This is a genomic window from Hymenobacter cellulosilyticus (assembly GCF_022919215.1).
Taxonomy (GTDB): Bacteria; Bacteroidota; Bacteroidia; order Cytophagales; family Hymenobacteraceae; genus Hymenobacter; species Hymenobacter cellulosilyticus.
Genome location: NZ_CP095046.1, coordinates 2,285,778 through 2,306,819 on the forward strand (window position 1 = coordinate 2,285,778; position 21,042 = coordinate 2,306,819).

Here is a 21,042-nt window from a genome sequence, read left to right on the forward strand (position 1 = left end):
ATGAGAAAGTGCGCCTGTAAGCTCGGCGGAGCTTAAGAATCGAAGCCCGCGGCCTCCGACGCAAAAACGAAACGGCGTGAGCCACGTCGGCCGGGGTGCCGGCTCGGTTCACGGCAATCTGTTAAATGGTTTGGTGCAGGTGCACTTCCAGGGAAAGGCCTTTAGGCCAACAGCCCTTTCACCGCGCTTGTTCTTCAATGTCCAGTGTCGCCTTAATGCACCAAGCTCGCATCGTCTCTATAATCGTTGCCTGTCGTCTCGATAACGGGGCCTCGCTTCCAAGTCAACCGCATTTGGCACATGCCAATGGAAACTTCCGGGTACCTCAGCTTCCACTTGACTAGAATCTCAGGCTTGGCTTCCACTGCGCAAGTGTAGCTCGAAGATTAACGGAATGGTCCGATAAGTGAAAGGAGACTACTGCTTTACATCAGCAGGATAAACTCGGCCAGGTTGGTGGCGGTATCCAAGCCCATTTTCTTTCGAACCCGGTAGCGCAGGTCTTCAGCCCCCGTACCGTGAGGCCCATGAGTGATGCTATTTCCTTGCTGCTGAGGTTCATCCGCAGATACGCACAGAGCTTGATATCACGGCTGGTTAGTTGTGGGTAGGTTGTCTTCAACCGCTGCAGAAAGTTTTCGTGCAGCTGGTTAAACAGCTGTTCGAAGTGCTGCCAGTGCTGGTCGGGCGTTACGGCCCGCTCAATCAGGCGTACCACCCGACTCAGCTTTTTGCGCTGTTCCTGGGCATCCTGGTTATCAAGGGCTTCTTTAAGCAGGTCTTTGATAGTCAGCAGGGCCTCATTCTGGTGCACGGTGTTCATCACCGAGGAAGCCAGTTCCGAGTTTTTGCTGAGCATCTCGTTTTCCAGCTGCGCCTTGCTCATTTCGGCCACCGCCTGCTCGTGCTTGAGCCGCGCTTCGAGCAACTCCGCCTTTTTGCTGTTGAGCTCGACCAGCTTTTCCTGCTCCAGGCGGCGGCGCAGCCGATCGGTGCGCGTAAGGTACAGACTCATCACTCCGCTCCAGGCCAGCACCGCCGCTGCCAGGCGAAACCAGACCGTTTTCCACCACGGGGGCGTCACTACCACGGTAAGAGCCGCACCGCGCTGGTTCCAGACCCCGTCGTTATTGGTTGCCCGCACCCGAAACGTATAGGTACCGGGGTCCAGGTTGGTGTAGGTGGCTTCGTGGCTGGCTCCCACATAGCGCCACTCGGTATCAAAGCCATCGAGGCGGTACGCGTAGCGGTTTTTCTGCGGGTCGATGAAATTGAGCGCCGCAAACTGGAACGTGACTGCGGCCTCTCGGTACGAGAGCGTCAGCGTATCAGCTTCGGTGATGTGACGGCGCAACAGCCCCGGCGCTTGCCGCGCCTGCACGGGCTTGTTGAACACCAACAGTCCGGTGAGCACCACGGGCGGCACCGTGGGGTTGCTGGTCAGCGTCTGCGGCGAGAAAACGTTGAATCCGTTTACGCCTCCGAAATACAGCTCGCCGCTTTGAGCGCGCAGCGCCGCGTTGATGGCGAATTCGTTGCTCTGCAGGCCGTCTTCCCGGTTATAGACTTTGAAAGTACCGCGGGCGGCGTCGAAGCGCGCCAGGCCCTGGTTGGTACCAATCCAGAGCTGGCCCGTCTGGTCTTCCACGATGCTGTTGATGATGTTGCTGGGCAGGCCTTGCCGAGTGGTGAAGTGGCGAAAGGTGCCGGTGCGGCGGTCCAGCAGGTTCAGCCCGGCGTCGGCGGTACCTACCCAAAACTGGCCGCGACTGTCCTCAAACAGCACCTGAATCCGGTTGCTGCTCAGGGAATTGCTTCTCTTGGCGTCGTGCTGCACGTAGCTGAACGTGCGGGTGCGCGGGTGATACATATTCAGCCCCCGGTCCTCAGTGCCAATCCAGAGCTGGCCGGTGCGGTCTTCCAACATCGTCACCACGTTGTAGTCGCTTAGGCTACCGGGGCCCGTGAGCGGCTGGAAGCGGGTAAAGCTGCGGCGGCTGCGGTCCAACAGGCACAAGCCCGCGCCCAACGTGCTCACCCACAGCTGCTCGTGCCGGTCTTCATAGAGGGCCCATACGAGGTTGTTAGTCAGGCTGTGCGGGTTGGCCGGGTCGTTGATGTAGTGCTCGAAGCGCCCAGTGGCCGGGTCGTATCGGTCGAGGCCCCAAGGTAGGTGCCCACCCACAACGTGCCCTTTCGGTCCTGGTAGAGGGTCTTTACCACGTCGGCCGCCAGGCTGTGCGGGTTGGCCGGGTCGTGGCGGAAGTGGCGAAACGTGCGACGCTTCGGGTCGAATACATTCAGCCCGCCGCCGTCGGTGCCCACCCACACGCTGCCATTGGGCGTCTGGTGCAGGGTCAGTACCGAGCGGTTACTGAGGCTTGTGGCAACGCGCGGCTGGTGGGTGTAGTGTGCAAACCAGTTATGGTGCGGGTTGTAGTAGTTTACGCCGCCATTGAAGGTGCCCACCCACAGCGTACCAGTTCGGTCTTCATAGAGCGAATGCACCGCATTGCTGCTAAGACTGTTCGGGTTTTCTTCGTCGGTTCGCAGGTGCGTGAACCCGTCGTGCTTAGGGTCGTAGAGGTCCAGCCCCCCGCCGTCAGTGCCCACCCAGAGCCCGCCGCGGCTGGTCGGCAGCAGGGCCTTGATCTGGTTGCGGCTCAGGCTGCGCGAATTCGTGGGCTGATGCTGATACTGACGCAGTGGTCCGCCCCCGAAGCGCAGCAGGCCCCGTTCAAACGTGCCGGCCCAGTAGTGACCCGCTCGGTCCTGGGTTAGTACCCGGGCCGAGTGCAGCTGGCCCGCTTCGCCGCCCACGTTGGCCGGCACGAAAGTGCCGGTGGCGGGTTGGTACCGGTTTAGGTGCTCGGCGCTGGTCAGCACCAGAATGTCGCCCCGCACGTTTTCCGTGACGGCGTATACCTGACTGGAATTGAGGCTGGTAGCATCCTGCGGGTTGTGCCGGAAGGTGCGAAAGGAGTGGGCGCCGCGCTCCAGCAGGTTCAGGCCATAGTCGGTGCCTATCCACAACCGGCCCTGGCTATCTTCAAAAATACATGTTACCCAGTTGGCACTCAGGCGGTACGGCGGTCGGCTTTCGCTGCTGTAGTGGATAAACGCATCCTGGTTTCGGTCGTAGCGGTTGAGCCCGCCCAGGTGGGTCCCGACCCACAAGGTGTGTTGCCGGTCTTCATAGAGGCAGGTAATGGAATTGTCGCTGATGGCCAGCGAATCCTGCGCGTTGGCTAGGTAGGGTGTGATGTGGTAGCCATCGTACTTATTTAGACCATGATAAGTGCCAAACCACATGAAGCCGCGGCTATCCTGAATGATGCTGAGGATGCTGTTGTTGGACAGGCCATCGTCTACCGTAAGATGGGAGAACGGGTAGGATTGAGCCCGGCAGGGCAAGCTCCAGACCTGCCAGACTAGCAACAGCAGGAATCGGGAGATGCTTGGAATGGTCAATCGTTCGGGAAGGTAGAGCTTACTGAACATAGCCAGACGGCGGGACGAATTTTGAAGCAATAAGCATTAAAGTCGGGAATGGCTTATTGACCAGGTACTCTTGGTGTTCAGCATACCCCCAACTTTAGCGCGGCTATGCCGACCGTACTGACTCGTTGGCCCGAAATGATTTTTCAACTTAGTCCACCGCTCAGGCAGCTGAATGCGCGGTAACCGGCGGGCTAATGAAGGGGCTGTATATCGGGAACAAACCTCCGGTATCGGGTGGTCCAGACTGGGCAGTTGACCGGGGCTAAACCGACTGGGACTTCGCCATAAAACGGTTTTAGGTTGCCTAGTCGGTTCGGTTTATTGACAAGCAAAGTCGTTGCTGGTGGTAAATAGCAAGTGCCGTCGGCTGCTAACTGCGGCACTGGGAAAATGACACGATTCGCTGCCGGAGGACTCGGGTGTTGAGTTTCAAAATTCGGTCATATCAGGGGTTATGAACGCTTAGTTACTCTACTAGTGGAGTAACACGTATGGGTTTCGCCCTGCAGGAGGGAACCGTAGTGGCTTTTGGGCAGGGCATTAGCAGAAAACCGACATATAAGACCTGAATTGTAAGTTAATACATTGATTTTTAAGGTTTTGACAATAAATAAGCAATATTCATTAAGTAAGTATCACAAGGACTTTTCAACGGACCGTACCTATCCCGTACCCCCTTTTTTGGTTCGTCGGGACTGAAAGCACACATTTGGTTCTGCCCACTTAGCGTCGGCAGCGGGAGTAGCAGCAGGAGAGAAAGGGCATGAGAGGCCGGCCTTATAGTGGTCGGGCAGAGAGCGAGAATAGCTGCCTTCCCACGCAGTAGACTTTACCATCACGAGGCCTTACGCCCACTGTTGTAGTCCATCCTTCCCCAATTCCCTACCGCTATGAAACAACCTCTATTCTTGCTGGCTTTGCTGGCAACAGCACCCGCATTGCGGGCGCAGACGCCGGTGCCGGTAGGCGCTGGCTCCTACGCCTCCTTCCCGCCCCGGGCCGTCGCGCCGGGCCCGCTCCGGGACTTTGTTTACAACAAGCCCCTGTATGTGGCCCGCAGCAAAAAGAGCGGCCCCATTCCGACCAACGATTGGTGGACCGATTTGCTGGTGCGCGGCAAGGATGCCGGGCTGCTGTGGGTGTACCCGCTCGTCGCCGACCCCGACCCCAACGGGCTCAACCTGAATTTTCCCAATAGCATCAACGTCAACGTGCCTAGCACGGCGGCCGGCAGCGGGGGCAGCTACGACATGGCCTACGGGGGCAACCTGCGGGTGACGGCCACGGGCTATACGCCCAGCACGGCCCAAGCCGAGAGCTGGTCGGACTGGGGCCTGGTGATGAGCCTGCCCGACACCACGACGGGTAAGAACATGACCGTGAGCATGGCCCACGGCGTGCCGTTTGTGTGGGTCGAAACCCAGGGCATCAGCCCTAAATTTAATTTCGAGCGAGATGCCACCTATCTGGCCGCCGACGGCACGCCCCTGACCCTACCGACACGCAACTCGTTCGTGGTGAACACCGACGGGCGCTACTTTGGCGTGCACGTGGCCCCGGGCAGCACCGTAGAGCTGCGCGGGCAGCAGTCCGTGACCATTGATCTGGGCAGCCGCCGCGCCGTATCGACGGTGCGCCTGGTGTGGGAAGCGGCCTTTGCCTCGGCGTACGACGTGCTGGTATCCGACGACAAAGCCACTTGGCAACGCGTGTACAGCACTACCGCCAGCCCCGGCGGCACGGAAAACCTCACGGCCCTAACCCCGAGCGCGGCTGGCCGCTATGTGCGGCTCGTATTGAACAAGCGCGCCACCAACTTTGGCTATTCGCTATTTGAAATGCAGGTGTTCGACGGCAGCACGCTGGTTTCGCAGAACCGGCCAGTGGAGGTAACCTCTACCCAGCCGACGGGAGGCTTTGTCAATACGCTGGTCAACGACGGCAACCTGAGCACGCGTTGGGCCTCAGACGCCACCCAGCAGCCGCAGCTCGTGCTGACGCCCGGCTCGGTGAACAGCTATTTTGTGGTGTCAGCCCTGAACGCGACGAGCAACCAAGCCGCCGGCCAGCGCCTGACGGCGTATGAGGCCTACGCTTACAACAAGGTGACGGACACGCAGGTACAGTACGGTTACGACCCTATAGCCGGCAAAGTGAACCTGACGTGGCGCCTGACAACCCAGGACCTGCGTACCGGGCAAGCCGGCGGGCCCACGCTCCAGGGGTTTTTGCCCCACCTCTACCAGAATGCCGCCCACAGCCTGGCCTTCACCAGCTATGACTACCTGAGCCCGCGTGGCACGCTGAAAACGGTGGCCGGCACGAGCTTTCCGTTTGCGTATGACTTCCAGGGCGTTATTCCTTCCTACACGGCACCGGTCAGCCGTGCAGCCGATGTGAATCCCTACGACGTTGCGACACTGAACCGCTTGGTGACGGCGTACGCTCAGAACTCTTCCAACCGTGCCGATACGTACTTTGGCGGCAAGGACATAGTGCTGCAAGCCAAGTACGCGCTGCTGGCTAAGGAACTGAACCACCCGGCTTTTGCGGCACTCAAAACCCAGGCCCAGACCAATCTGGTGAACTGGATGACGTATCAGGCCGGTGAGAGCAGCCGCTACTTTGCCCGCTACGACCGGTGGAAAGCACTGGTGGGTTTTGATTCCTCCTTCGGCTCCGAGGAGTTCGTGGACAACCACTTCCACTACGGCTACTTCACGCTGGCCTGCGCCATCTACGGCATGGTGGACCCCACTTTCCTGCAGGAGAACCAGTACGGCGGCATGGCCCGCCTCATTGCCAAGCAGTACGCCAATTGGGACAAAACCGACCGGAGCCAGCCTTGGATGCGCACCTTCGACCCGTGGGTAGGCCACAGCTACGCCGGCGGTGTCAGCTCGGGCAATGGCAACAACCAGGAGTCGTCGTCGGAAGCCATGCAGTCGTGGATTGGCCTGTTTCTGCTCGGCGATGCGCTGAACGACCCGGGTATGCGCGCCGCCGGCGCCTTTGGCTACACCAGCGAGGCGGCGGCCAGCCTCGAGTACTGGTTTGACTGGAAGCAGCGCATTTTCCCGCCCGCCTACGCCGCCAGCCGCCGCATGGGCGCCATCCTTTCCAACCAGGGCCTGGCTCACGCTACTTACTTCGGCGCCCAGGAAAAGTACGTGCATGGCATTGAGTACCTGCCCGTGAACCCCGGCCTGACCTACCTGGCCCGCGACACGGCCTGGGCGCGGCGCGAGTACAGCGACCTGCTGCGCGAGTCCCGGGCCGTGAACGGCTACGCCTCGGAGCTGGACTTTGGCGAGGACGACTGGAGCCACGTGGCCCTGGGCTTCAAGTACATGGCCGATCCGAAGTACGTAACCAAGCTGCTGGCCGACAACCTGCGGCTGCCCACCACCGATCCGCGCTACATCATGGACGCCAAAGAGGTGGCCGGCCTTACCTACTTCTACGCACACGCCCAGCAAAACCTGGGTTACTTCTCCTCGAAGTTCCATACCAACTTCCCTACCAGCAGCGTGTTTGAGCGCAACGGGACTTTCTCGCACGCCGTGGCCTACAACCCGTCGGCCAGCGCCCAAACCTGCACCGTCTACAACGCGCAGGGGGCATTGTCACCTCCGCCGTCGTGCCGGCGCGGACCCTGCTCACCTTCCCAACGCTGGGTACCCCGCCCCCACGCCAACGGACCCTTGCACAAACCAGGTAGCCACCAATACCGTCGCGTCTACGGCCTCGCAGCCCGCCCGCAACGCTACCGACGGTAACCCGAACACGCGCTGGGAAAGTGCTTTCACTGATCAGCAGGACCTCACCGTTGACTACGGCCGCACCATTCCCCTGACCACGGTAACCATTGTGTGGGAGCGTGCCAGTGCCAGAGACTATCGACTGCTAGGCTCCGTGGATGGCACTACGTGGCAGGAGCTGGCCGTGCGCACCAACCTGCCGGTCAGCACCGACGCGGCCGCCGACTACCGCCGGACCGACGTGCTGACTGTCTCGGGCTCGTACCGCTACCTGCGCATGGCCGCCACGGCGCGCACGACGGTCTGGGGCTATTCCATTTTTGAGCTGACGACCTGCGGCGGCTTCTCGGCCCGCACCGCCCTGGCGACTACCGGCGGGCAAGCACGCCCGGATGCTACCGCGCCATTGATGGTGTGGCCTAACCCCGCCCGTTCCGGGGTACGCGTGGCGGGCGCCGTGCCGGGTCAGCTGGTCCAAGTGCTGGATGCCCAAGGCCGGGTCGTGCTGCAGCAAGCCGTGCAAAACGACGCTCCGTTGGAGCTCACCTTGCCGGCTGAGCTGGCCCGGGGGCTGTACCTGGTGCGCTGTGGCGGCCAATCAAGCCGCTTGATGCTGGAGTAATTCCACCGGCAACCACTGGAGTAAGCGCGCATGATGACCGCCACGGCCATCTGTAAGTCGCGCTACTCAATTGGTTTTCAGTCAGTATCACTGTGTTCATTACTGCTACTTCCTGCTCTTTGGGCAGGTTGCTCACTCTGCTTTTCCTCCACAATTTCCACAACCGCTCTATGAAAGCACTTTCTATTTTTCAGGGCCGCTGGGCCCGGTTGGTCGTTGCCACGGGCATGGGCTGGCTCCTGCAAACCACGCCGGCGCAAGCCCAATGCACCCAGCTGGTCTGGCAAGATGAATTTGATACGCCCGGCGACCTAAGCAAGTGGCAGGTGTACGAAGGCGACGGGTGCGAAACCGGCAACTGTAACTTCGGCAACGCCGAGCTGCAAGTGTACCGCCCCGGCAACGCCACCGTGACGGGTGGCGTCCTAAACATTGCCACCCGCTACGAAAACACAGTGGTTGGCGGCCGCACCTACAACTATACTTCCGCTAAGCTCTACTCCAAGCAAGCCAGCGGGGCGCTCCAAACCTTTAAGTACGGCCGCATCGAGGCCCGCATGAAACTACCCTCGGCCCAGGGCGTGTGGCCCGCCTTCTGGATGCTGGCCGACCCCGGCAACTGGCCCACCACGGGCGAAATCGACATCATGGAGGCCAAGCACAAGAACCCAACCTCGGTTAGCGGCACCATTCATTACGATGCGGGAGGCTGGCGCTACTCCGGCCGCGACTACACCTCGGCCGTCGATTTGTCCCAGGCCTTCCACGTGTACGCGGTGGAATGGAGTCCCGAGAAAATTCAATGGTTCGTGGATGGCGTGTTGTTTAACACGGCCTCGCCTAATACTACGGTGGGCGGCTCCTGGCCTTTCAACGACAATAATTTTTACATCATTCTGAACGCAGCCGTGGGTGGGCCCGGCACTGGTTTCACCGGCTACCAAAATCCTACCCCTCCGACTTTCCCACCACCACCCAAGTAGACTACGTGCGGGTGTACAAAGGCGCTTTCAGCGCCGCGGTGCTGGGAGCCGGCCAGGTCTACCAGGGCGACGCCAACAAAACCTACCGCCTGGAGGCCATTGCAGGTGCCACGTATGCGTGGACAGTGCCCAGTGGTGCAACCATCACGAGCGGGCAGGGCACCAATGCCGTGCAGGTGAGCTTCGGCAGCGGCGCAACCACGGGCACCATTTCGGCCACGGTGACGGTAAACAACTGCCCCACGGGCACGTACTCTAAGGCCGTGACGGTGCTGCCCGCTTTGCAGCTGGACCGGGTGTACGAGGACTTTGAGAGCAACCGCGTCATCACCTACGGGTGGTGACGGGCACGCTCACCCAGGCCGCCAACAACCCGGCGGCTACTGCGGGTAATACGTCGGCCAAGGTGGGGCAGTACGTGCGCAATGCCAGCGAGCAGTACGACGTGCTGTACGTGCGCAACCTGGGCATTCGCAATGCCAACGACTTTGTGGCCGGACGCCGCAAGGTGTTCGTGGACGTGTATTCCACGGCCCGGTGGGCAGCAAGGTGACCATGCAGTTTGAGAACAGCCAAACCACCACGGCTACCAACTTCCCGACGGGTCGCCACAGTGCTTACCGGGCCTTCACCACCCGCCAGAACGCCTGGGAAACCCTCGAATTTGAGTTCGAGCGCAGCCTGGACGCGGGCACCAATATCTACGCCATTGACAACGTGGCCTTCTTGTTTCAGCCGGCCACCAACTCCGGCGCCACGTTCTATTTCGACAACTTACTGATCAAGCAAAAGCCCGACGCGCCCGTCGTAGCCACGGATGTGCTGCTGAACTACGACGGCGCGGCCCGCATCACCTTCGACCCGACGATTACCGGGGCACGTACACGGCAGGCTTCGCCAATCCGTCGGCTACCGGCGTGAACACCTCGGCCACTGTGGCCCGCTACGTGCGCAACCCAGCCGAGCAGTACGACGTGCTGTTCTTTGACACCGGCGTGCCGGGCACCGTAATTGAAGACGCGGCCCTGTTCAAAAATCAGACCTATCAGCTGCAGTTTGACGTGTACTCGACGGCCCCGGTGGGCACGCCGGTGGGCATTACGCTGCAAAACAAGGCCGCCGCGGCGGGCGCTTACCCGGCCGGCCGCAACAGCACGTACCTGGCCAATACCACCCGGCAGAACCAGTGGGAAACGCTCACTTTTGCCTACAACACCACCCCGATGGCGGCACGGCCAACGTGAGCATCGATCAGTTGGCCATCCTATTCAACAGCGGCGTAGCCTCCGGCGACACGTACTACATCGACAACATCCGGGTGGCGAAACGGGCGACGCCCACTTATACCGCCGGCACCGTATTCGAGGACTACGACGCGGTGCGCAACCTACCGCTGCGCGCGGCCAGCGGCACGTACGTGGCCGCCGCCACCAACCCGGCCGCTACGGGCCTAAATACCTCGGCCAAAGTGGCGCAGTACACCCGCAACTCCGCCTCGCAATACGACGTGCTGACCCTGACCAGCACCCAGATTAAGGACGGCACTGCCTATGAAAGCGGCCAGAAAGTGTTTGCCATGGACGTGTACACGTCGGCCCCGGTGGGCACGCCCATCTCGTGGCAGCTGGAAAATAGCACGGCTACCACACCCGGCAACTACCCCACCGGCCGCCACAGCAGCTACCAGGCCGTGGTGAAGCAGACCAACGCTTGGCACACGCTTACCTTCAGCTACGCCGGCTCGCCCGACGCGGGCACGGCCGACGCCGACGTGGACAACGTCGTGCTCTTGTTTGCCCCCAACAGCCTTACCGGCTCGGTGTTCTACTTCGACAACCTGCGCAGCCTGACGGCCGTCAGCACCCAGCCCAACGCAGCACCCACGGTGAGCCTGACCAGCCCGACCAGCGGTGCTACGTTTACGGCCCCCGCCAGCATCACCCTAACTGCTACCGCCGCTGACGCTGACGGTACAGTTAGCAAGGTTGAGTTCTACAACGGCACAACCAAGCTGGGCGAAGACCTGAGCAGCCCTTACTCATTCAGCTGGACGAGCGTAGCCGCTGGAACCTATTCGCTCACAGCCCGCGCCACCGACAACGCTGGTGCTGTAACGACTTCGGCCGCCGTGAGCATAACGGTAGGGGCCGCACCTTCGGGCCTGACGATTCCCGGCACTATTCAGGCCGAAAACTATACTGCCATGTCGGGTGTGCAGCTGGAGGCAACCGGCGACACGGGCGGAGGTCAGAACGTGGGCTGGATTGATACCAGCGACTACCTCGACTACGCCGTAAACGTGCAAACAGCTGGTACTTATACCATAGGCTTCCGCGTAGCCAGCGTGCCCGGTGGTGGGCAGGTCCAGCTGCGCAGCGCAACCGGTACGGTCTACGCTACGGCAGCCATTGCTGCTACTGGCGGCTGGCAGACCTGGACGACGGTCAACGCCACGGCCACCTTGCCGGCCGGCGCGCAGACCCTGCGGGTGTACGCGGCCGCCGGCGGCTGGAATTTGAACTGGATTTCCTTCACCGCTCCGACCAATGCGGCTCCCACGGTTAGCTTGACCAGCCCAACGAGCGGCGCCACGTTTACGGCCCCGGCCAGCATCACGCTCAATGCCACCGCCGCCGACGCTGATGGAACGGTGAGTAAGGTGGAGTTCTACAACGGCACGACCAAGCTTGGTGAAGACTTGAGCAGCCCCTACACCTTCAGCTGGACTACTGTGCCGGCCGGTACGTATTCACTGACGGCCCGCGCCACCGACAACGCTGGCGCCGTAACAACTTCCGCCGCCGTGAATGTGGCGGTAGGGGCCGCACCCGTTACTACCAACCTGGCCCTCAATAAGTCAGCAACGGCTTCTTCGGTTGAAAACGCCGGCTCCCCGGCGCAGAGTGCTGTGGACGGCAACAGTACTACCCGCTGGAGCAGCGAGTGGGGGCCGCCCCGCAGTGGATTTACGTCGATCTGGGGGCCACCTATGCCGTGAGCCGCGTCAAGCTGCTCTGGGAGGCCGCTTACGCCACGGATTACCTAGTGGAAATTTCCGCCGATGCCGTTACCTGGTCTCCTCTGCGCGCCGTGACTGGCAATGGCAGCCTCACCAACGACCTGACGGGCCTGAGCGGCACGGGCAAATTCGTGCGCATTTATTGCCAGACGCGGGCTTTGCCCTACGGCTATTCCCTCTACGATTTCGAGGTGTACGGAACAGCCGCTTCCGGCAGCCGGGCCCTGGTCACCACCCGCGCCATTGCGCCGGAAGCGCGGCTCTACCCGAACCCGGTTAGCCGGCTGCTGAAGGTGCCCACCGCCAGCGCGGGCGTGCTCACCATCACCGATGCCCTGGGCCGGGTGGCACATACCCAAGCCGTAACCGCTCAGCAAGCGGTGGCCGAAGTAGATGTCCAGTCCCTGCGGCCGGGCCTGTATTTCCTGACCCTGCGCGACGCCACCGGCGGGTCCACGGTGCAGCAGTTCATCAAGCAGTAACACCGCTTGTTGGCTGAGCTTCACTGCCCACTGAACCGGCATACTTAGAACCTAAACTGTGCAGTGCGCGGCCGCGCTGCACAGTTCAGGTTCTGGTATTCGGAATGCTGCGGCTTAAAAAGTCTGATTGGATGCCGCAAGCCGTTGCTACTCTACACTATTCGGGCGCTTTCACCTTTCCCTTTTTCCGGTGAAACGACCGAGTCAGCCTAACCTATTGCTAAGAGCTGCTTTCATCCTTTCCACTTTATCCATTTACCCATGAAAACACGTTCTATGCCAATACGTTATGCCGGGCATCGGCAGGACGAGGCACCGGCTCGATTCCGCTCGGTGCTGCTGATTCTGGTCGGCTGGCTGGCCAGTTGGTCGGCTATTGCCCAGCAAACCCCTTCGTTTCCAGCGGGTTTTAATGCCGTGCTGGTCACCAACGGTATCAGCAACCCCACCGCCATGGCCTTCGCTCCGGACGGGCGGATTTTCGTGTGCCAGCAGACGGGACAGGTGCGCGTGATTAAGAACGGTGCCTTGTTGCCCACTCCTTTTGTGAGCGTGGCCGTGAATTCGAGCGGGGAGCGGGGACTGGTGGGCATCACGCTCGACCCCAATTTTGCCACGAACCGCTACGTCTACGTGTACTATACGCTAGCCAGCGGGGCCAATAACCGCATCAGCCGCTTCACGGCCGACGGCGACGTGGCCGCAGCGGGCAGTGAGACGCTGGTGCTGAACCTAGACCCGCTGAGTACGGCCACCAACCACAACGGCGGGGCCATGCACTTCGGGCTCGACGGCAAGCTCTACGTGGCCGTGGGCGAAAACGCCAACCGCACCAATGCCCCCAACCTGGACTCCTACATGGGCAAGCTGCTGCGCATCAACGCCGACGGTTCGGTGCCGGCCGGCAACCCCTACGTGGGCAGCGGCCTCTCGGCCCAGCGCCAGCGGGTGTGGAGTTCCGGCTTGCGTAACCCCTTCACCTTCACGGTGCAGCCCGGCACGGGCCGGATTTTTATCAACGACGTGGGCGAGGGCAGCTGGGAGGAAATCAATGACGCCAGCACCGGCGGCCGCAACTTTGGCTGGCCCTCTTCCGAGGGCTACAATATCCGGACGGGCGAAACGGCACCCGTATTTGCATATCCGCACACCAGCGGCTTCCCCGACGGGGCAGGCTGCTCCATCACGGGCGGCACGTTCTTCAATCCTGCGGCGACGAACTACCCCAGCCAGTACGCCGGCAAGTACTTCTACCAGGATTACTGCGGCAAATGGATCAACTACTTCGACCCGAACAGCACCACCACGCCACTCGCCCGCCAGCCCTTCGCCCTGAACATGCCCGGCGACGCGCTGGCCCTGGAAACCGGCCCTGATGGCAACCTCTATTACTTGGCCCGCAGCAGCGCCTCGTTGTTCAAAGTGGTGTACACATCCGCCAGCAGCGCACCGGTCATCACCACGCAGCCCACCAGCGTAGCCGCAGTGCCCGGCTCTGCCGCGACCTTTTCCGTGGCCGCTACCGGCAGCGCTCCGCTGGCTTACCAGTGGCAGAAAAACGGCGTAAACATTGCCGGCGCCACGAGCAGCAGCTATACCATTGCCAGCGTAGTGGCCGCCGATGCGGGCCAGTTCCGCGTGGTGGTGAGCAACGGCGTGGGTACTGTAACCAGCACGGCCGCCACCCTGACCATCGCGGCGCCCAACACGGCGCCTACCGCCCAAATCCTGACGCCGGCTACCGGCGCCACGTACGTGGCCGGTAGCACTATCTCGTTCTCGGGCAGCGCCACCGATGCCGAGGACGGCACCTTGCCCGCCAGCGCGTTTGTGTGGCAGGTTGATTTGCACCACGATACGCACGTGCACGACGGCACTCCGTTCAGCCAGGGCGCCCGCACCGGCACGTTTGTGATACCCAACAGCGGCGAGCTGTCCGACAACGTGTTCTACCGCCTCATCCTGACGGTAACCGACGCGGGTGGGCGCACCACCACCACCTTCCGCGACATTCTTCCCCAGAAATCCACCTTCACCCTAGCTACCAACCCAGCCGGCTTAAGTCTTACCCTCGACGGCACGGCGCGCACTACGCCCGTTTCCATTGTGGGCGTGGAAGGTGTCCTGCGCACTCTAGCGGCACCTTCGACCCAAACGGTGGGTGGCGTAACCTACGCTTTTGAGTCGTGGTCAAACGGGGGGGCGCAGTCGCAGACCATTATTACCCCCACCAACGACGAAACTTACACGGCTACGTACCGGGTGGTGCCCGCCTCGGCACAGGCAGTGACGTCGCTCACGCTCATTAATGCGGACACCGACCAGCCCCTGGCTGGCTACGACCCGCTGCCGGACGGGGCCACGCTCAACCTAGCCACGCTGCCTACGCGCAACCTGAATATCCGAGCCAATACCAACCCAGCCACCGTGGGCAGTGTGCGCTTCACGTACGACGGCGACACCAACTACAAAGTGGAAACCCTGGCGCCCTACGCCATTGCCGGCGACAACGGATTCATCAACGGCGGGCCGAACTACAATGCGTGGACGCCCGCCGTGGGCAGTCATACGCTCACGGTGACCCCCTACACCCAGGGCGGCGCGGGCGGCAATGCCGGAACCCCGCTGACCATCGCCTTCACGGTGACGAACACTGTGACGCCGCCCACCGGCGGGACGCTCCGCGGGGCGGATATCGTCTCGAATCCGGTAGCCGCACTGAACTACAGTTACTACGAAGGCATATGGGACAACGTGCCCGATTTCACGGCCCTTACGCCGGCCGCCAGCGGCACCGTGGCCACATTCAGCCCCGACCCACGTGTGCGTGACGACGAGTTTGCCTTGCGCTATACCGGCTACGTGCAGGTGCCTACCGACGGCGTATACACGTTCTACACGTCTTCGGACGACGGCTCGCAGCTCTACATCGGCTCGACCTTGGTCGTCGACAACAACGGGCTGCATGGCCTGCAGGAGCGCAGCGGCCAAATCGGGCTCAAAGCGGGGTTACACGCCATTACGGTCGGCTTCTTCGAGCGCGGCGGCGACCAGGTGCTGAACGTGAGCTATGCCGGGCCCACCTTGGCCAAAACCCTCATTCCGGCCACGGCGCTGTTCCACGCTGGTTCGGGTCAGCCCGCTTCCAACCTGCGCGCTCCCGATAATGTAGCGAACCCGGTAGCGGGCCTGAGCTACAGCTACTACGAAGGCCAATGGACCGCAGTACCCGCTTTTACTTCCCTCACAGCCGCCGCCAGCGGTAACGTGGCTACGTTTAGCGTCGCGCCCCGCCTGCGCGACGATGAATTTGCGTTCCACTACATGGGCTACGTAAGTGTGCCGGTTGATGGGATGTACACCTTCTACACATCCTCAGATGACGGCTCGCAGCTCTACATTGGCTCAACGCTGGTCGTGGACAACGACGGAATGCACGGCTTGCAGGAGCGCAGCGGGCAAATTGGCCTCCAGGCCGGGCTGCACGCCATTTCCGTGGGCTTTTTCGAGCGCGGCGGCGACCAGATACTCGACGTGAGCTACGCTGGCCCCGGCCTGAGCCAAACGGCTATTCCCGCTGCTGCCTTGCTACATGCCGCGCCCGCCAGCGCCCGTATGGCGCTGGCAACCAGTCCTTCCGCCCGCACCAAAACGACCAACGACGGCAGCGCAGTGCAGTTGTATCCCAACCCGGCACGGGAGCAACTCACGGTGAGCCTCCAAGCCAACGCGGATGAAGAAGTGCGCGTGGAAGTGCTTGATGCGCTGGCTCGCCGCGTGACGGGTACTGTGCAACGTGCCACTGCTGGCCGAAATGAAGTGCATCTGTCCCTTAGCAAGCTGCCGAGTGGCGTCTACATGGTGCTGGTAGTGCATGGCACTGAGCGCACTGTAAAACGACTAATCGTAGCTCAATAGCCTTTACCAAAACCAGATATTTTCAAGCTACGGGGCCGACCACCCCAGCACGCTCTGTAAGCACACTGTACGTGACGTTCCACTCAGACCTGCAAATGGCGGCCGACTCCTGGTTTTACCTGACTCCAAACTTCTATGAAAAACAGAATCCTAAATAGAACTTTCGTTTGGCTGCTGGCGTGCTACGCGCTGCTGACTAGTTGCACCAAAGACGATTTTACCGATTCGGCCACGCAGCTGAGTCAGACCCACGCTGCCTCAGCGCCCGGCGACGTCGTTGGCAAGGTAACGGTGGGCTACCAGGGCTGGTTTGCCGCGCCCAACGACGGCTCGCCCATCAACAACTGGTGGCACTGGGCCCGCAACTTTGGCGAAACGCCTTCGCTGGCCAGCAACGGCATCAAGTCCTGGCCCGACATGCGCGAGTACACGGCCACTTTTCCTACGGGGTTTCCCAATCTGGGCAATGGGCAGCCGGCCCGACTCTTTTCCTCCTATACCACTCAGACGGTCAACCTGCATTTTCAGTGGATGCAGGAAAACGAAATTGACGTGGCCGCGCTGCAGCGCTTCAACCCCGTCGGTGGGGAGGGCCCGGTGCGGGACGCCATTACGGCCAAGGTGCGCACCGCGGCCGAAACCTACGGCCGCAAGTTCTACATCATGTACGACGTGAGCGGCTGGCAGAATATGCAGTCCGAAATCAAGAACGACTGGTCAACCAAAATGCAGGCGTACACGGCCTCGGCCGCTTATGCCCGGCAGAATGGGAAGCCCGTGGTGTGCATCTGGGGCTTCGGCTTCAACGATTCGAACCACCCCTGGTCGGCGGCCGTGTGCCTGGACGTGATTAACTGGTTTAAAAGCCAGGGCTGCTACGTAATAGGGGGGTGCCCACGCACTGGCGCAATGAGCGGGACGACTCCCGGCCGGGCTTTCTGGCCACTTACAAAGCCTTTAACATGTTGTCGCCCTGGATGGTGGGCCGCATTGGCAACGTCGGCGACGCGGACAATTTTTACACCAACGTAAACCTACCCGACCAGACGTACTGCAACGCCAACGGCATCGACTACCAGCCTTGCGTACTACCCGGCGACTTGCAGGAGCGGCAGCGTGCCCACGGCGACTTTATGTGGCGCCAGTTCTACAACATGGTGCGTGTGGGCTGCCAGGGCATCTATATCTCCATGTTCGACGAGTATAACGAGGGCAACCAGATTGCCAAAACCGCCGAAACCAGCGCCGCAGTACCCGCCGGCTCCGGCCTGTGGGCTCTGGACGAAGATGGCACCGCCTGTTCCGCCGATTATTACCTGCGCCTGACCCGGGACGGTGGTCGCATGCTCAAAGGCCAGCTGGCCCTGACCGCCACCCGGCCCACCCCGCCAGTGGTAGGTAGTACTCCGCCCAGCACCATTCCCTACGGCCAAATCATCACCCTGAAAGGCTACAACAACCAGTACGTGAGCAGTGAAGACGGTACCCGGCCCATGCGCTGCGACCGGGCCGTGGCCCAGGCCGGTGAGCAATTCACCGTCGTGGATGCCGGGGGTGGCAAGGTGGCCCTGCTCCATCAGGGCAAGTACGTGTGTTCGGAAGACGGTACGCAAGCCATGAACTGCAACCGAACCGCCATTGGCCCCTGGGAGCGGTTTGATTGGGTAGCCAATGCCGATGGCACCATCGCGCTGCGGGGCAGCAACGGCAGATACGTGTCCAACGAAGCAGGAGCGGCTACGGGCATGACCTGTAACCGGGCAGCGGCCCAAACCTGGGAATCCTTCACGGTGACAACTGTCCGCTAAACCTCAGGTAGAGTGGTCCAGGAAGAGGAACTTCGTTTATTTCCTTAGGGCCACGCCTCAGATTACCTCCAGACAAAAGGCCCGAAACGTACTGTTTTCGGGCCTTTTGCGTGAATGAAGAATCATTTCAGTAGCTATACTGCCTTGCTGCGTTTTCCGGTAATGCACAGCAGCAAGCAGCGTGTACCGACAAATGAGGGCTTACTGTGACAGGCGTGAGGTGTGGCAGGCACAGCAATATTAGGACTACTGCCGATGTGCGAGAGTACGCACGCGGCCAGGTTTCGCTTTCCTGCGGAGACGGGTAGCTTTACGAAATTGTCTTTGCCTGATTTAGCAAAAACTCACCTCCTGCGACTTGCTAGCCGACCGGTACAGAAAAAGTAGGGGAGTGCGTCGGCAACCTGGATTGAGTTCACGCAAACGGCTCGATAAGCGAAAAGCGGGTCTGCTTCTGCGCGGTACGAACTGAGCGGGCGGTTAGGGCTGCGCAGCAGCACCAGTTTTATTCCAATTGCCCACACACCCAGGGTGAATAGGAGTGGACCGCCAGAAACGACTACAACAAGCCGAGATTCGGCTACGAATGCCTGCACGGGTCCCCTGGCCTTTGTGTAGTGCTTAAAACCCATGGCCTCCGGTTGATTCATCTTAGCGGGACACGCTGCCGCTTCCATTTAGACAGGTAACTTGCTCGCCTGGTCACTACATCAGGTGCTCAGATTGAGAAGCTAGCTAGAAAACCTTTCTGAGCGTCATGCCGGGCGTAGCTGATGAAAATTAAAATGTCCGCCGGCTGGCCCGTGCTGACAACCACCTGCCATGCGTGGCAATCCTGTATATTACTAACCTTGTTACCGCCTATGTCCGCCTTTCGTTCTTATCGTACGCTGGCTCGTCTGCTGGTCGCGGCGTTGCCCGCTCTGGCCTTCCAGTGCGGCTGCGACGAATGCGCCGTGCCGTGCGCCGCGGAACCCGTGGGCCGCCTGCGCCTGCCTGCCCTGTCGCGAGCATGGCTGCCCGCTAGTCCGCCCGATTCCGTGCGGTTTGTCAATTCCAATGGCTTTCGGGCCACGCTCCGCCGTGTGCCACCGCTGACCACCGATTCGGTGCCCCTGTCCGCCCGCTTCGGCGATGTCAACCTCACTCGGCTGGAATACCCGCAGACCACCGGCTGTGGCCGGTTCTTCTGGGCCGAACGGCAGCGCCTGCGTTACCAGGGTCGCAACCTCAACCTGACACTTACCTACGATCTTACTCGCGATGCGAGCGGCGACTACCCCTTTTACCGCCTGGCGTCGCCGAACCTGGAGCTAACGCAGGCGGTGGCCGATACCTTGCCCGACGCGGTGCTGGTAAACTTCAACGAGGCTGTACTGGCCACTTTCCCGGTGGTGCGCCGTCCTTACCGGACCGTCTTTTCGACGAGCTTTTCGGGCAGCGTGCGCTACCTCGACTCCGTGCGCGTGGCCGGCCAACTCGTACGTGGCGTGTACCAGTACCAGCGGCCCGCCACCAACACCAACGCTATTGAGCTGCGCTCCCTGTACTTCGTGCCGGGCCAAGGAATTGTGGGCTTCACCTACACCAACGACGAGCAATGGGTGCGCTTCTAACTCTAGGCCAGCGCGGGGCACTGCTCCTGCTGGTTGGTAGCAGTGCCTTGGGCAGTTGCAACCGCTGCCGGGAAGAAACAGTGAATTTACGCCTGGATGCGCCCTACGACCACTACTTCGATGCCCGGCCGGAGCAGACGTTTAGCACCCCGCCGCTGGTAGTAGTGGCCCGTAGCAACAACGGTCTGACCGACAGCTTTCAGGGCGCAGCTGTGCGCGGCGGAAACTACCCTGAGCCCTTGTCTTACAACTGCACCCAGTACCAGGCCCAGAACCGCAGCCTCAACTACGCCTCGACGCTGTACGGCTACACTTTCAAATTCAGTGTGCTGCAATACCGCGACGGGCCGCTGCTGGTAATAGACGACTATTCCCGCCTCAACGGCAGCGCCACGCGCCTGCGCTTCCACTTTGCCACGGGGGAGGCCGAGCCCATCGAGTACCGCGACGCGACGCAAGGGTTGGTAGCCAATGGGCCTCGGGCCACCGTCAGCGAGTTGCCCACGCTAACAGTAGGTAGCCGCACCTACAACTCCGTCTGGCGCCTGACTAACACCTACCTGGCGCAGTACGGCCCGGCTACTGCCGCCACGGTGTTCTACCTTTCGCCCACGCACGGCCTCGTCCGCTTCGAGCAGCGCGACGGCACCGTGTGGGACCTAGCGCTGTAGTCCTGACCCGCGCCGGCGAAGCGGATGCCCGGGCGGTTCCGTCCCGACTAGACATTAGAACGCCTTATGGGAGAGCAAGGCTCTGCTAAGTATGTTCATAGAAACCGTCAGATTACCGAAACGCGGATATGTCGGCAACAGGAATTTTACGATGACCACGCGCCATAAAAATCGAAAAACAATCTATTTGCTAGTGGCCCTGTTTGTCTTCGTCGGCGTTCATTATGCCCTTGCAATCGCCTATAACGGCAGCTACACGTACGTGAAGAACAATTACCAGGACGCCGAATTTGGTCTGTTCGCCTACCAAATGACCCTGCTTTCTATTACGGGGGTAATGGGAATAGCCTTCTGCCGCACTGCCCTACTTCGGGTCTTGTTCGGGCTGCTGCCGGTTCCCAATGGCTTGTTTTTGGCAGCACTCTCTGCGGCGTACCAAGTCAATTCCGGCCCGAGCTTTGTCTCTTTACAGAATTACCACGACTATCTTCTTTTGCTACCCTTCGCCGTGGACGCGCTGCTACTGGCAATATTCGTCAACCTACTTAGTGAGTGGTTCAATGAAGAACGAGCGAGCTAACCCGGCTCGACTACTTAGTCCGCACGGCACTACATCGCGTCGACATAAGAGCAGACTTACCCCTTTAAGCGTTCGGCAAAA

The 21,042-nt window shown here is 61.0% G+C and carries 16 protein-coding genes and 1 pseudogene; 15 read left to right on the top strand and 2 right to left on the bottom strand.

The window, feature by feature from the left end:
* Positions 1–430 precede the first annotated feature (430 nt).
* Both MUN79_RS11120 and MUN79_RS11125 read right to left on the bottom strand, forming a co-directional pair.
* Positions 431–2,185, bottom strand: a complete 1,755-nt coding sequence (locus MUN79_RS11120) for a ligand-binding sensor domain-containing protein (RefSeq protein WP_244677715.1) — start codon at positions 2,183–2,185, stop codon at positions 431–433.
* Positions 2,089–3,471, bottom strand: coding sequence for a ligand-binding sensor domain-containing protein (locus MUN79_RS11125; RefSeq protein WP_244677716.1), 1,383 nt, complete (start codon positions 3,469–3,471; stop codon positions 2,089–2,091). Before MUN79_RS11125 ends, MUN79_RS11120 begins: the two co-directional genes overlap by 97 nt.
* Before the next feature lie 920 nt (positions 3,472–4,391).
* Here MUN79_RS11125 and MUN79_RS11130 point away from each other — a divergent pair.
* The 15 genes and pseudogenes from MUN79_RS11130 to MUN79_RS11195 all read left to right on the top strand — a co-directional run bounded on the left by MUN79_RS11130 (position 4,392) and on the right by MUN79_RS11195 (position 20,961).
* On the top strand, positions 4,392–7,280 hold the full coding sequence (locus MUN79_RS11130; protein ID WP_244677717.1) for a glycosyl hydrolase: 2,889 nt from the start codon (positions 4,392–4,394) through the stop codon (positions 7,278–7,280).
* Positions 7,281–7,299: 19 nt separating this feature from the next.
* A pseudogene (locus MUN79_RS32355) lies at positions 7,300–7,521 on the top strand (discoidin domain-containing protein); the annotation flags it as partial.
* A gap of 150 nt (positions 7,522–7,671) precedes the next feature.
* Positions 7,672–7,884: a T9SS type A sorting domain-containing protein gene (locus MUN79_RS32360; protein WP_511177085.1), complete on the top strand. Its 213-nt coding sequence runs from the start codon at positions 7,672–7,674 to the stop codon at positions 7,882–7,884.
* A 170-nt stretch (positions 7,885–8,054) separates the two neighbouring features.
* A complete protein-coding gene (locus tag MUN79_RS11140; protein WP_244677718.1) occupies positions 8,055–8,867 on the top strand; it encodes a glycoside hydrolase family 16 protein in 813 nt (270 codons plus the stop codon).
* Between the two features lie 11 nt (positions 8,868–8,878).
* The gene (locus MUN79_RS11145) at positions 8,879–9,211 is read left to right on the top strand and encodes a PKD-like domain-containing protein (RefSeq protein WP_244677719.1); all 333 of its coding nucleotides are present in this window, start codon (positions 8,879–8,881) and stop codon (positions 9,209–9,211) included.
* Entirely contained in the window at positions 9,208–9,420 is a 213-nt protein-coding gene (locus MUN79_RS11150; protein WP_244677720.1) for a hypothetical protein, read from the top strand. Before MUN79_RS11145 ends, MUN79_RS11150 begins: the two co-directional genes overlap by 4 nt.
* The gene (locus MUN79_RS11155; RefSeq protein ID WP_244677721.1) at positions 9,405–9,788 is read left to right on the top strand and encodes a hypothetical protein; all 384 of its coding nucleotides are present in this window, start codon (positions 9,405–9,407) and stop codon (positions 9,786–9,788) included. The genes MUN79_RS11150 and MUN79_RS11155 overlap by 16 nt, the downstream gene beginning before the upstream one ends.
* Positions 9,785–10,111, top strand: coding sequence for a carbohydrate binding domain-containing protein (locus MUN79_RS11160; RefSeq protein ID WP_244677722.1), 327 nt, complete (start codon positions 9,785–9,787; stop codon positions 10,109–10,111). The genes MUN79_RS11155 and MUN79_RS11160 overlap by 4 nt, the downstream gene beginning before the upstream one ends.
* Entirely contained in the window at positions 10,054–11,865 is a 1,812-nt protein-coding gene (locus MUN79_RS11165; RefSeq protein WP_244677723.1) for an Ig-like domain-containing protein, read from the top strand. The genes MUN79_RS11160 and MUN79_RS11165 overlap by 58 nt, the downstream gene beginning before the upstream one ends.
* Positions 11,811–12,368, top strand: coding sequence for a discoidin domain-containing protein (locus MUN79_RS11170; protein ID WP_244677724.1), 558 nt, complete (start codon positions 11,811–11,813; stop codon positions 12,366–12,368). The genes MUN79_RS11165 and MUN79_RS11170 overlap by 55 nt, the downstream gene beginning before the upstream one ends.
* A 261-nt stretch (positions 12,369–12,629) precedes the next feature.
* Positions 12,630–16,286, top strand: a complete 3,657-nt coding sequence (locus tag MUN79_RS11175) for a PQQ-dependent sugar dehydrogenase (RefSeq protein WP_244677725.1) — start codon at positions 12,630–12,632, stop codon at positions 16,284–16,286.
* An 890-nt stretch (positions 16,287–17,176) separates the two neighbouring features.
* Complete coding sequence (locus MUN79_RS11180; protein ID WP_244677726.1) at positions 17,177–18,094, top strand: hypothetical protein; 918 nt, start codon at positions 17,177–17,179, stop codon at positions 18,092–18,094.
* Between the two features lie 863 nt (positions 18,095–18,957).
* The gene (locus tag MUN79_RS11185) at positions 18,958–19,710 is read left to right on the top strand and encodes a hypothetical protein (RefSeq protein ID WP_244677727.1); all 753 of its coding nucleotides are present in this window, start codon (positions 18,958–18,960) and stop codon (positions 19,708–19,710) included.
* 80 nt (positions 19,711–19,790) lie between these two features.
* Complete coding sequence (locus MUN79_RS11190; protein ID WP_244677728.1) at positions 19,791–20,381, top strand: hypothetical protein; 591 nt, start codon at positions 19,791–19,793, stop codon at positions 20,379–20,381.
* Positions 20,382–20,472: 91 nt separating this feature from the next.
* Positions 20,473–20,961 carry a hypothetical protein gene (locus MUN79_RS11195; protein WP_244677729.1) on the top strand — a complete coding sequence of 163 codons (489 nt, stop codon included), beginning with the start codon at positions 20,473–20,475 and terminating at the stop codon, positions 20,959–20,961.
* Positions 20,962–21,042: the final 81 nt, after the last annotated feature.